Below are 12950 nucleotides of genomic sequence, written 5' to 3' on the forward strand. Positions count from 1 at the left end.
GCCCCGGCCGCACGACTGTGCGTAGTCGCGTCGCTTTGGAGAGTGACGAACGCTCCGCTAGGTTCTGGGGGCCCGATCCGGACCCCTTCGGACCCCTCGGCCCCTGGAGCGTGTCGGCGTGAGCAACGCGCGGTACGAGACGTACGAGACGTATGGCCCGGCCTACGCGGATCCCGCGTACGGCGGTTTCGACGCGCCGCCCGCCGAGCCGCACAGCGCCGACACGCTCGGCTACGGGACGCCCGGGACGCCGGGTGTCCACGAGGACACCTACCGGCCCGCCTACGAGACCCCGCCGCTGCCCGGGCTGCCCCGCCAGGGCGCCGGCGGCCCGGACGGGCGGACGGCGGCCGCGTACCCCGAGGAGCCGGAGCCCGTCCCCGCGGGGCGCGCCGCAGCACGAGCCGCGTCCCGAGCGGAGTCCCCTGCCGGGACGCGCGCCGAATCGCGCGCCGAATCGCGCGCCGAATCGCGCGCCGCGGCGCGCGCCGGCTCGCACCGCAGATCCGCGCGCCGGCGGAAGACGCGGTACGCCGAGCGGCCCGACAGCTCCCTGCGGCGGCTGCTCCCGCAGGCCCTGGTCGTCGCCTTCCTCGCGGGCGGCACCACGGCGTTCGTCGCCAAGGACAAGGCCGTCGAGCTGAACGTCGACGGCACGACGCGCACCCTGCACACCTTCGCCGACGACGTCACCGAACTGCTCGCCGAGGAGGGCGTCGAGATCGGCTCCCACGACGTGGTGGCGCCCGGCCCCGGCACGGAACTCAGCAGCGGCGACGAGATCGCCGTGCACTACGCCCGCCCGGTACGGCTCACCCTCGACGGGCACCGGCGCCAGGTGTGGACCACGGCCCGCACGGTCGAGGGGGCGCTCCGGCAGCTGGGGGTGCGCCAGGAGGGCGCGTACGTCTCCACCTCGCGCTCCCGGCGCATCGGGCGCGAAGGGCTCGCACTGGACGTGCGGACCGAACGCACGCTCACGGTCATGGCCGACGGCCGGGCCCGCACCGTCCGCACCAACGCGGCGACCGTGCGGGAAGCCGTCGAGGAGGCCGGCATCACCCTGCGCGGCCAGGACACCACGTCCGTGCCCCAGGGCAGCTTCCCGCGCGACGGGCAGACCGTCACGGTGCTGCGCATCACCGGCGGCAGGGAGGTCCGCGAGGAGGCGATCCCCTTCCAGGTGCGGCGGACGGAGGACCCGGAGCTGTTCCGGGGCACGGAGGTCGTGGACCGCGCCGGCGAGCCGGGCCTGCGCCGGATCACCTACTCCCTGCGCACGGTCAACGGCGTCCGGCAGAAGCCGCGCCGGATCGGGGCCGAGGTGGTGCGCGAGCCGCGTCCGCAGCTGGTCAGGTTCGGCACCAAGCCCCGCCCCGCCTCCGTGCGGGGCGCCGACCACCTCGACTGGCAGGGCCTGGCCGCCTGCGAGTCCGGCGGCCGCCCCGACGCGGTCGACCCGTCCGGCACCTACGGCGGCCTCTACCAGTTCGACACCCCAACCTGGCAGGCGCTCGGCGGCCGGGGCCGCCCTCAGGACGCCCCGGCGGCGGAACAGACGTACCGGGCGAAGAAGCTGTACGTGCGGCGCGGGGCGAGCCCCTGGCCGCACTGCGGGGGCCGGCTGCGCGGGTAGGCGGCTTCGAAACCCCCCGTACCCTTGTCCCCGTGACCAGCCCCGCCCCCGACGCCCTCCTCGGCCCCGCCGACATCCGCGAACTCGCGGCGGCCCTCGGCGTACGCCCCACCAAACAGCGCGGACAGAACTTCGTCATCGACGCGAACACCGTCCGCCGGATCGTCCGCACCGCCGAGGTCCGGCCCGACGACGTCGTCGTCGAGGTCGGCCCGGGGCTCGGGTCGCTCACCCTCGCGCTGCTGGAGGTCGCCGAGCGGGTCACGGCCGTGGAGATCGACGACGTCCTCGCCGCCGCGCTGCCCGCCACCATCACGGCCCGCATGCCCGGGCGCGCGGACCGGTTCGCCCTCGTCCACTCCGACGCGATGCACGTCGCCGAGCTGCCCGGCCCCGCCCCGACGGCGCTGGTCGCCAACCTCCCCTACAACGTGGCCGTCCCGGTCCTGCTGCACATGCTCGACACGTTCCCGAGCATCGAGCGCACGCTCGTCATGGTCCAGGCGGAGGTCGCCGACCGCCTCGCCGCCGCCCCCGGCTCGAAGGTGTACGGCGTCCCGTCGGTCAAGGCCAACTGGTACGCCGAGGTCAAGCGCGCCGGAGCCATCGGCCGCAGCGTCTTCTGGCCCGCGCCGAACGTGGACAGCGGCCTGGTGTCCCTGGTCCGCCGCACCGAGCCGATCAAGACCACCGCGTCGAAGGCCGAGGTGTTCGCCGTGGTCGACGCGGCCTTCGCCCAGCGCCGCAAGACGCTGCGGGCCGCCCTGGCCGGCTGGGCCGGATCCGCGGCCGCCGCCGAGGAGGCCCTCGTCGCCGCCGGGGTCTCGCCGCAGGCCAGGGGCGAGTCCCTCACCGTGGAGGAGTTCGCGCGGATCGCCGAGCACAAGGCGGACCGGCACCGGCAGGAGGAGACCGCGTGAGCCGCGGCCGACCGGCACCAGCAGAAGGAGACCGTGTGAGCGTCACCGTCCGCGTCCCCGCCAAGGTCAACGTCCAGCTGGCGGTGGGCGCCGCCCGCCCCGACGGCTTCCACGACCTGGCCAACGTCTTCCTCGCGGTCGGTCTCCACGACGAGATCACCGTCACCCCGGCCGAGGAGCTCCGCGTCACCTGCGAGGGCCCCGACGCCGGCCAGGTCCCCCTGGACCGGACGAACCTGGCGGCGCGCGCCGCGATCGCGCTGGCCGAGCGGTACGGCCGCAGCCCCGACGTCCACGTCCACATCGTCAAGGACATCCCCGTCGCCGGCGGCATGGCGGGCGGCAGCGCGGACGGCGCCGGGGCCCTGGTCGCCTGCGACGCCCTCTGGCGGACCGGCGCCACCCGCGAGGAACTGCTGGAGATCTGCGCCGAGCTGGGCAGCGACGTGCCGTTCAGCCTGGTCGGCGGGGCCGCCCTCGGCGTCGGGCGGGGCGAGCGGCTGACGCCCCTGGAGGTCGGCGGCACCTTCCACTGGGTGTTCGCCATGGCCACGCGCGGCCTGTCCACCCCGGCCGTGTTCCGCGAGTTCGACCGGCTCGGCGCGGGCCGGGACATCCCCGCGCCCGTCGCCTCACCGGAACTGATCGCCGCCCTCGCCAAGGGCGACCCGGACGCGCTCGCCGCGACCGTCACCAACGACCTGCAGCCCGCGGCCCTCTCCCTCTTCCCGGAACTCGCCGGCACCCTGGCCACGGGCCGCGCCGCGGGCGCCCTCGCGGCCCTGGTCTCCGGCTCCGGCCCGACCACGGCGTTCCTCGTCCGCGACCCCGAGTCGGCGGCGGCGGTGGCGCAGGCCCTGCTGGCGTCCGGGACGTGCCGCGCGGTGCGCACGGCGTCGGGCCCGGCGCCCGGGGCGACGGTGGCCGGGCGTTAATCACATGCGGCGGCCGGTCACCGGCGCTTGGGCTCCCCGGATTCCGAAGGACCGGGGAGGGCGCGGCGTGCAGGCACTGCTCGCGGCCGTGCGGCGGGCGGTGCTCGCCCTGGCCCGCGACGAGGACCCCGGCGTGCGCGAGGCGGCCTGCCGGTGGCTCGCGCACCACCGGGGGCCGGAGCCCGAGGTGGAGGACGCGCTGGTCGCCCTCACCCACGACGAGCGGCAGTCCGTCCGCATCGGTGCCGTCTCCGGCCTCGCCCACCGCGACGATCCGCGCTGCGTGGAGGCCGAGCACCGGATCGGCCCCCTCGGCCCGGAGCCGCCGTTCGACCCCAGGCTGCTGGACGTGAGCCGGTACCGCCGGCGCCGGGAGCGTGCCGCCGGCTCCTGAACACCCCGGCCGGAGCACCCCGCGGCCCGACTACCCTGGAGGGTCGATCCATCCCCCTCGTCAGGAGCGAAATGGCCGTCAACCTGGTCAATGTCGAGAACGTCAGCAAGGTGTACGGCACCCGTGCCCTGCTCGACGGCGTTTCCCTCGGCGTCTCCGAAGGGGACCGCATCGGCGTCGTCGGCCGCAACGGCGACGGCAAGACCACGCTGATCCGGATGCTCGCCCGGCTGGAGGACGCCGACACCGGGCGCGTCACGCACTCCGGCGGCCTGCGCATCGGCGTCCTCACCCAGCACGACTCGCTCGACCCCGAGGCCACCGTCCGCCACGAGGTCATCGGCGACCTGGCCGACCACGAGTGGGCCGGCGTCGCCAAGGTCAGGGACGTGCTGACCGGCCTGTTCGGAGGGCTGGACCTGCCGGGGTTCCCCAAGGGGCTCGACACGGTCATCGGGCCGCTGTCCGGCGGTGAGCGCCGCCGCATCGCGCTCGCCAAGCTGCTCATCGAGGAGCAGGACCTGCTCGTCCTGGACGAGCCCACCAACCACCTCGACGTCGAGGGCATCGCCTGGCTCGCCCGGCACCTGCAGAACCGCCGCTCGGCGCTCGTCTGCGTCACGCACGACCGCTGGTTCCTGGACCAGGTCTGCACGCGCATGTGGGACGTCCAGCGCGGCTCCGTCTACGAGTACGAGGGCGGCTACTCCGACTACGTCTTCGCCCGGGCCGAGCGCGAGCGCATCGCCGCCACCGAGGAGGCCAAGCGGCAGAACCTCGTCCGCAAGGAGCTGGCCTGGCTGCGCCGCGGCGCCCCGGCCCGTACGTCCAAGCCGCGGTTCCGGGTCGAGGCCGCCAACGAGCTCATCAAGGACGTGCCCCCGCCCCGCGACAGCAGCGAGCTGATGCGGTTCGCGTCCTCGCGGCTCGGCAAGACCGTGTTCGACCTGGAGGACGTCACCGTCCAGGCGGGCCCCAAGGTCCTGCTCAAGCACGTCACCTGGCAGCTCGGGCCCGGCGACCGGATCGGACTGGTCGGTGTCAACGGCGCGGGCAAGACGTCCCTGCTGCGGGCCATGGCCCAGGCGGCCCGGACCGACGGGGAGGTCCAGCCCGAGGGCGGCCGGGTCCGCGTCGGCAAGACGGTCAAGCTCGCCTACCTCTCCCAGGAGGTCGCCGAACTCGACCCGGACACGCGGGTGCTGGAGGCCGTGCAGCAGGTGCGCGAGCGCGTCGACCTCGGCAAGGGCCGGGAGATGACCGCCGGGCAGCTGTGCGAGACGTTCGGCTTCACCAAGGAGAAGCAGTGGACGCCCGTCGGCGATCTCTCCGGCGGTGAGCGCCGCAGGCTGCAGCTGCTGCGCCTGCTCATGGACGAGCCCAACGTCCTCTTCCTCGACGAGCCCACCAACGACCTCGACATCGAGACGCTGACGCAGCTGGAGGACGTCCTCGACGGCTGGCCCGGCTCGATGATCGTCATCTCCCACGACCGGTTCTTCATCGAGCGCACCACCGACCGGGTGTTCGCGCTGCTCGGCGACGGCGCCCTGCGGATGCTGCCGCGCGGCATCGACGAGTACCTGGAGCGGCGGCAGCGCATGGAGGAGGCCGCGGCCGCCTCGGCCCCCGCCGCCGCGCCGCAGCAGTCGGCCGCCCCGGAGCGGAGCGCCGCCGACCAGCGCGCCGCCAAGAAGGAGCTGCAGAAGATCGAGCGGCAGCTCGACAAGGTCGCCGAGCGCGAGACCACGCTGCACGCCCGGATCGCCGAGAACGCCACGGACTTCGCGAAGGTGGCCGAACTGGACGCCGAGCTAAGGGAACTGGCCGGTCAGCGCGAGGAGCTGGAGATGCGCTGGCTGGAACTGGCCGAGGACGCGTGAAGGGTGCGTGAAGGCGCATAACGACGGCATCACGGGCCGGTCCTCCCTTGGGAACAGGGGGTGAGACGGCCCGGTCCGCCGTCGGAACGGGGTGATAGAAAGAGCCGTCTTACAACTTTGTGAAGCGACTCTGAGCCCATCGCGTGCCTCAGGGCGTGGCTAGAAATGAGTGAAACGGGGGGAGCGACTGATGACTCAGCCGCCCAGTCAGCCACCGCACGGTGGCTTCGGAGCACCGCAGGACCCGCCGCCGCAGGGCGGTGGTTTCGGGGCGCCGACCCCGCCGCCACCCCAGGGCCCGCCCCAGACCCCACCGCCCCCGCAGGGCCCGCCGCAGCCCGGCTACGGCTACCCGCAGCAGCCCGGTCCCTACGGCCAGCCGGGACCGTACGGCCAGCCGCAGCAGCCGGGTCCCTACGGCCAGCCGGGACCGTACGGTCAGCCGCAGCAGCCGGGCCCGTACGGCCAGCCCGGTTACGGCTACCCGCAGCAGCCCCCGTTCCCCGGCGCCCCCGGCACCCCGCCGCCCGGCGGCTCCCGCAACCCCTTCAAGGGCAAGCCGGCGATGATCATCGGTGCGGCCGTCGCCGCGCTGCTCGTCGTCGGCGGCACCGTCTGGGCGGTCACCGGCGGCGACAGCGGCGAGGGCGAGAAGAAGCCGGTGGCGCAGCAGAGCGACGACCCCAAGGGCGACGCCTCCGCCCCGGTCAACCCCGGTGACGGCGACGGCGACGGCGGCGAGGACCCGGAGAACCTCAACGAGGGCCGCCAGGCCGGCGAGGCCAAGGTCCTCTGGTACAAGGAGGCGCCCGACGCGCCCGGTTCCGGCGCCGACGCCCCCGGCATGTGGATCACCGACAAGACGGTGGTGAAGGCGGCGTACAAGCAGCTCCTCGCCTTCAATGTCGGTGACGGCAAGCCCACCTGGGACGCCATCACCTTCCCGCAGAAGATCTGCGCCACCACCCCGCAGAAGACGGCCGACGACAAGATCGTCGTCGCCTACATGAGCGGCAGCAGCGACCGCGCCAAGTGCAACCAGCTGCAGGAGATCGACCTCGCCACCGGCGAGAAGGGCTGGACGGAGAAGGTAGCCGACGGCGCCCTGTTCGACTCCACGCTCTCCGTCGAACTGTCCCTCACCGGCACGACGCTGATGGTGGGCCGCTCCCAGTCGGGCACCGCCTACGACGTCACCGACGGCGACAAGCTCTTCGACAAGAAGCGCTACGGCGACTCCTGCTTCCCGGCCGCGTTCGCCGGCGGCGAGAAGCTGATCGCCGTCTCCTCCTGCGGCGCGGGCACCGACAAGGAACACGACGAGGTGCAGGAGCTGGACCCGAAGACCGGCAAGGCCAAGTGGACCCAGCCGTTCGACAAGGGCTGGCGGGTCGCGCGCACCTACTCGGTCAGCCCGCTGGTCGTCTACAGCACCAACGAGGACAAGAAGGCCTGGAACATCTCCACCTTCACCTCCGGCGGCAAGTTCCGCTCCCAGGTCGGCTTCGACGAGGACTTCGCCCCCGAGTGCGGCTGGGCCATCCTGGAGCGCGACCTCCAGGGCTGCCAGGGCGTCGCCGTCGACGGCGACACGCTCTACCTGCCGACCGAGGCGACCACCGGCGCCAACGAGATCGTCGCGGTCAACCTGGCCGACGGCAAGGAGAAGTGGCGGGTGAAGTCCCCGGCCGACGAGTCGATGCTGCCGATGAAGGTCGAGGGCGGCAAGCTCATCGCCTATGTGCAGCCGTCGTACGACGCGGGCGGCCGGATCGTCGCCGTCCCGACCGGCGGCGGCAGCCACAAGCCGGTCACGCTGCTGCAGAACCCGCAGGGCGCGGCGGACATCGAGAACGGGTTCTTCTCCAAGGACATCGACTGGGTCGACGGACGGTTCTACATCTCCACGACCCGGCTGAGCGGGAACGACGACACGAAGGAGAAGTTGATGCTCGCCTACGGCAAGTGATCCTTCCCCTCCCCGCACGCCCTTCGCCGCCCGTCCCCTTCCCCGAGGTGCCCACGTCATGACCCAGCCTCCGCCGCCGCCCCAGCAGCCCCCGCAGGGGGGCGGGTTCGGGCCGCCGCAGGACCAGCCCCCGCCCCCGCAGACCCCGCCGCCCGCCGGCGGGCCGAACCTCGGCAAGGCACCCCAGCCGGGCTACGGCTACCCGCAGGCCCCACAGACGCCCCCGCCGGCCGCCCCGCCCACTCCGCCGCAGCAGCCGCAGCCCGGGTACGGCTACCCCCAGGGCGCCCCCCAGCCGGCCCAGCCTCCACAGAACCCGCCCGGCTACGGCTACCCCGGCCAGCAGCCGGGTCCGTACGGGCAGCCGCCGACGGCGCCCTACGGCCAGCCGGGATACGGCCAGCCGGGATACGGGCAGCAGCCCGGCTACGGCTACCCGCAGGCCACCGTGCCGCTCCAGCCGCACCCCGGACAGCCGGGCGGCGGCGGGAAGTTCAACGCCCAGGTGGCGATCATCGTCGCCGCGGTCGTGGCGATCGCCCTGATCATCGGCGGCGGCGTCTGGTACTCCTCGTCCAAGGACGACGGCACGAAGGACGACACGGCCAGCTCCGGCGGCGCCACCGGCGGCACGACCGAGGGCAAGGGCGGCAGCTCCTCCGGCGGCACGGAGAAGGCGCCCGACGACCCGGCCGCCAAGGTCCTCTTCCAGGTCCCGATGCCCGAGGTGAAGAACGACAGCACGGTCGTCGTCTCCGGCTCGTGGCTCACCGACAAGGCCTACGTCAAGAGCGGCATCGCCGAACTCGTCGGCTACGACCGGACCGAGGGCGGCAAGCTCTGGTCGATCCCGCTGGCCGGTCCGGTCTGCCAGGTCAGCCGGCACGTCACCGACGACGACCTGACGGCGATCCTCTACCAGCCCGCGATGCCGACCAAGGCCGATCCCTCGCACGGGTGCAGCCAGATCGCCCTGATCGACCTCGACGCGGGCAAGAAGCTGTGGACCAAGACGGTCGAGGTCGGTGGCGATCCGATCAACTTCGACAACGTCACCCTCAGCGGCAAGACCATCGCCGTCGGCAGCACCAGCGGCGGCGCCGCCTACGACGTCTCCGGCAAGCTGCTGTGGAGCCCCAAGCCGAGCGACTCCTGCTACGACGCCGGCTACGGCGGCGGCGAGAAGCTGGTCGCGGTGCGCAAGTGCGGCTCCTACGAGCAGCGGCAGCTGCACATCCAGACCATCGACCCGAAGTCCGGGAAGGTGATCTCCGAGTACAAGATGGCCGAGGGCATCGAGTACGCGAGCGTCGTGTCGACCAACCCGCTCGTGGTCGCCGCCGACGTCGGCGACTCCGCGGGCGACGGCAGCGGCATCTCCGACTTCTTCTCCATCGACAACAAGACCGGCAAGCTGCGCACCCGCATCTCCGCGCCGGGCGAGCAGTTCGCGGCCCGCTGCGAGGGCATCACCCGCATCGAGTACTGCAACCAGCTGGCCGTCGGCAACGACCGGCTCTACCTGCCGACCGAGGAGCACGACGGCACCGGCAAGTACAGCCAGACCAACGAGATCGTCGCCTTCGACCTCGCCACCGGCAAGCAGACCGGGCAGCGGGCCGACGCGGGCGACGGCTACACGATCTCGCCGCTGCGCATGGACGGCGGCAACGTCATCGCCTACAAGCGCCCGCCGTACGACAAGGGCGGGCAGATCGTGAGCATCGACGGGGGCAGCTTCAAGCAGACGACCCTGCTGGAGAACCCCGCGACCGACCAGGTGCGGGACGTGGAGACCAGCATGTCGCCGGACTACTCCGAGTTCCTGTACGGCGACGGGCAGCTCTACATGTCCAAGGTGTACGCGAGCAAGCGGTCCGCCGGGCGGGACAAGGAGTACCTCGCGGTCGGCTTCGGCACGGGCTGATGGTGCTGTGATCGCCTTCTGATCGTTTTCTGATCGGCCGTTGGCCGGTGCGGTCCCGTCCCTGTTCAGGGGCGGGACCGTTCGCGTTTGGTGCGGTCAACCTCGAATGAGAGGAATTTCGGCGATCCGGGGCGATTCTCGCCGGTAGGGGGAGCGCAACGTCGAACAAGCGTGTAGCTTCCGGGGGCATGAAGGCGGGGGAGCCGGGGGGCTTCCATGGGGGGACTGGGTGACTGGGGGGTTGCTCGATGGGAGTGCGGCTCATGGTGGTCGACGACCACCGACTGCTGGCGGAGGCGCTGGCCTCGGCGCTGAAGCTGCGGGGGCACCGGGTGCTGGCCGCGGCGGCGCCCGCCGCGGGGGCGGCCGATCTGGTGATCACGCGGGCGCCCGAGGTGTGCCTGCTGGGAACGGCCACGCCGGCCGAGCCGGGGATCTTCGACCCCGTCGTGAAGATCAAGCGGGAGCGGCCGCAGGTGGCGGTGCTGGTGCTGGGCCCGGTACCGAGTCCGCGGGGCATCGCGGCGGCGTTCGCGGCGGGGGCCTGCGGCTATGTCCGGCACGACGAGCGCATAGAGGGTGTCGAGCGGGCCATCATGAAGGCCCGGGCCGGGGAGGCGGCGGTGGCGCCGCAGCTGCTGCAGGGGGCGTTCGGCGAGCTGCTCAACCCGGCGGCGCAGCCGGACGACGAGGGGCAGCGGCTGCTGTCGATGCTCACGCCGCGGGAGGTGGAGGTGCTGGTCCGGGTCGCGGACGGCGAGGACACGCGGGTCATCGCGGCCGGCATGGGCATCGCACCGTCGACGGCGCGTACGCACGTCCAGCGCGTGCTGATGAAACTGGGCGTCGGCTCCCGCCTCGAAGCGGCTGCGCTGGCGGCGCGGACGGGGCTGCTGGACCGGGCGGGGGCGGTGCGGCGGGAGCCGTGAGCGGCGGGACCCGCGAGCGGCGGACCCATGAGCGGCGCGTCCTCGCCTTCGCCTGACGGTGGGGCGTGGGGCGGGGCCGCGCCGGTGCGGGTCCGCTTGGGCTGCGGGCATGCGTGCCGCTAGGGGCGGCACGGGTGGGCGCAGCGGTACCCCGCTCCGCCGGGTTGCGCACCCACCCCGGCCTCAGCATCGACGCCGCCGGGTCACCCCACCCGCTCGTCACCCTCCGGCTCGACTGACGGCGGCGGTGGAGCCACCGGCCTCAGCTTCAGCCAGACCAGGAAGAACAGCCCCAGCGCGAGCATGCCGAGCCCGGTCCACAGGTTGATGTTCACCCCCTCGGCCTTGTCGATGTCGGCGTCGGACGCCGTCAGCCCCGCGATCGTGACGATCACGCCGTACAGCACGAACAGCCCGCCGATGATCCGCCGGATGTCGAACAGCCGCGCGGCGGTCGCCGACTTGCCCTGCAGCTCGGAGACTTCCCGCTGCACGTCCTTCTCGGAGTAGAACTCGGACATGTTCTGTCAGCCTCCCTGGGTCAGAACGAGAACGGGATGTAGCAGGCCGCGGCCAGGATGACCGCGCCCCAGCCCAGCAGCGCCGGCTTGCGGTACCAGGCCTCGTCCCCCGGCGCGGCCGGTTCGGTCATGCCGGGCGAGGTCGTGCCGTAGACCAGCCCCTGCAGCTCCTCCGCCGGCTTCGGCGCGGTGAACAGCGACACCGCCACCATGACGACCGCGCCCGCGACGAAGCCCGCGATCGCCGAGACGAAGTTGGCGCCCTGGTCGGAGGGGATGTCGATGATGTCCTGCTTGTAGAGGACGAAGTAGTTGACCATCGCCGCGGTGGTGCCCGCGAGCAGTCCCCAGAAGCCGGACTTCATCGACGCCCGCTTCCAGAACATGCCGATGATGAAGACGACGAACATCGGCACGTTGAAGAAGGAGAACAGCGTCTGCAGGTAGCTCATGATGTTCGAGAAGGACGACGCCAGGAACGCCGTGCCGATCGAGGCCATGACGCCGATCGCGGTGATGATCCGGCCGAAGCGCACGTAGTACTCGTCCTCGCGGTCCCGCACCACGTACTTGGCCCAGATGTCCGTCGTGAACACCGTGTTGAACGACGACACGTTGGCCGCCATGCCCGCCATGAACGCCGCGAGCAGGCCGGTGACGGCGATGCCGAGCACGCCGTTGGGCAGCAGCTGTTCCATCAGGTAGGGGATCGCGTCGTTGTACTGCAGGTCCGAGCCGGCGGTGCCGATCTTCGGGACCAGGACGGCGGCGACCAGGCCCGGGATCATCACGAGGAACACGATGAAGATCTTCGGGAACGCGGCGATCAGCGGGGTGCGCTGGGCCGCCGAGAGGTTCTTCGCGGACAGGGCGCGCTGCACCTCGGCGAAGTTCGTCGTCCAGTAGCCGAAGGACAGGACGAAGCCGAGGCCGAGGACGATGGTCAGCCAGTTCGCGCCGAGCGGGTTGTCGCTGCCGATGCCCGTGCCGCCCCAGGCGGTCATGAAGTCGCCGCCGCGGGACTCGGTGAGGGAGTCGGACAGGCCGTCCCAGCCGCCGACGCTCTTCAGGCCGAGCACGGTGATGGGGATGAGGGCCGCCAGGATCACGAAGAACTGGAGGACCTCGTTGTAGATGGCCGAGGAGAGGCCGCCGAGGGTGATGTAGGCCAGGACGAAGAAGCCGGCGACCACGATCGCCACCCATTCGGGCCAGCCCAGCAGCGCCTCGACGACGATGGCCAGGGCGTAGAGGTTCACGCCGGCGATGAGGATGGCGGCGAAGGCGAAGAGGACCGAGCTGAGCAGGTGCGCCGCCTTGTCGAAGCGCAGCAGCAGGAACTCGGGGACCGAGCGGACCTTGGAGCCGTAGTAGAACGGCATCATGACCAGGCCGAGGAAGACCATGGCCGGGATGGCGCCGATCCAGTACCAGTGCGTCGTGTAGACGCCGTACTGGGCGCTGTTGGCGGCCATGCCCAGGATCTCGGTCGCGCCCAGGTTGGCGGCGATGAACGCCAGACCGGTGACCCAGGCGGGCAGGGAGCGGCCGGAGAGGAAGAAGTCGAGGCTGGTCTTCACCGAACGTCTGGCGGCGAATCCGATGCCGAGGACGACGACGAAGTAGATCCCGAGGATGGTGTAGTCGAGCCAGTTGGTGGGGAGCCGTAGCTCGGCTGCCAGGAATGTGGGGGTTTGCATGAGCCCTCGCTTTGTCGCGCGAACCGATACCTCGCGGAATCTACGTGTCCGCGTTCAGCAATTGAACACGTCGGGTGATGCTCTTTGTTGGATTGTGATGTTGACGGTTGAGGGGGGCGGTGTTTTGATATGTTCG

Annotated in this window: 10 protein-coding genes; 8 read left to right on the forward strand and 2 right to left on the reverse strand. The window is 72.1% G+C overall.

The features are described from left to right. The first annotated feature begins 118 nt into the window (after window positions 1-118). From ACIGAN_RS17445 to ACIGAN_RS17480, 8 genes are all read left to right on the forward strand, one after another. The gene (locus tag ACIGAN_RS17445) at window positions 119-1636 is read left to right on the forward strand and encodes a ubiquitin-like domain-containing protein (protein ID WP_399858419.1); all 1518 of its coding nucleotides are present in this window, start codon (window positions 119-121) and stop codon (window positions 1634-1636) included. 32 nt (window positions 1637-1668) lie between these two features. After that, complete coding sequence (gene rsmA / locus ACIGAN_RS17450; protein ID WP_365095011.1) at window positions 1669-2556, forward strand: 16S rRNA (adenine(1518)-N(6)/adenine(1519)-N(6))-dimethyltransferase RsmA; 888 nt, start codon at window positions 1669-1671, stop codon at window positions 2554-2556. A 35-nt stretch (window positions 2557-2591) separates the two neighbouring features. After that, window positions 2592-3491 (forward strand): 4-(cytidine 5'-diphospho)-2-C-methyl-D-erythritol kinase, encoded by a 900-nt coding sequence (locus ACIGAN_RS17455; RefSeq protein WP_365736013.1) that lies wholly within the window; start codon window positions 2592-2594, stop codon window positions 3489-3491. 67 nt (window positions 3492-3558) lie between these two features. Next, complete coding sequence (locus tag ACIGAN_RS17460; protein ID WP_399858422.1) at window positions 3559-3885, forward strand: HEAT repeat domain-containing protein; 327 nt, start codon at window positions 3559-3561, stop codon at window positions 3883-3885. 71 nt (window positions 3886-3956) lie between these two features. Then, the gene (locus ACIGAN_RS17465; RefSeq protein ID WP_399858425.1) at window positions 3957-5768 is read left to right on the forward strand and encodes an ABC-F family ATP-binding cassette domain-containing protein; all 1812 of its coding nucleotides are present in this window, start codon (window positions 3957-3959) and stop codon (window positions 5766-5768) included. Between the two features lie 190 nt (window positions 5769-5958). Then, window positions 5959-7737, forward strand: coding sequence for an outer membrane protein assembly factor BamB family protein (locus ACIGAN_RS17470; RefSeq protein ID WP_399858428.1), 1779 nt, complete (start codon window positions 5959-5961; stop codon window positions 7735-7737). A gap of 58 nt (window positions 7738-7795) precedes the next feature. Next, the gene (locus tag ACIGAN_RS17475) at window positions 7796-9664 is read left to right on the forward strand and encodes an outer membrane protein assembly factor BamB family protein (protein WP_399858431.1); all 1869 of its coding nucleotides are present in this window, start codon (window positions 7796-7798) and stop codon (window positions 9662-9664) included. A 248-nt stretch (window positions 9665-9912) separates the two neighbouring features. Beyond that, the gene (locus ACIGAN_RS17480) at window positions 9913-10593 is read left to right on the forward strand and encodes a helix-turn-helix transcriptional regulator (RefSeq protein WP_365094994.1); all 681 of its coding nucleotides are present in this window, start codon (window positions 9913-9915) and stop codon (window positions 10591-10593) included. A 203-nt stretch (window positions 10594-10796) separates the two neighbouring features. Here ACIGAN_RS17480 and ACIGAN_RS17485 read toward each other — a convergent pair whose 3' ends face one another. Continuing rightward, window positions 10797-11114, reverse strand: coding sequence for a hypothetical protein (locus ACIGAN_RS17485; protein ID WP_399858433.1), 318 nt, complete (start codon window positions 11112-11114; stop codon window positions 10797-10799). A gap of 20 nt (window positions 11115-11134) precedes the next feature. Next, window positions 11135-12814, reverse strand: a complete 1680-nt coding sequence (locus ACIGAN_RS17490; protein WP_365736023.1) for a sodium:solute symporter family protein — start codon at window positions 12812-12814, stop codon at window positions 11135-11137. Window positions 12815-12950: the final 136 nt, after the last annotated feature.

This window comes from Streptomyces sp. NPDC085931 (assembly GCF_044540565.1).
In the GTDB taxonomy this organism is placed as follows: Bacteria; Actinomycetota; Actinomycetes; order Streptomycetales; family Streptomycetaceae; genus Streptomyces.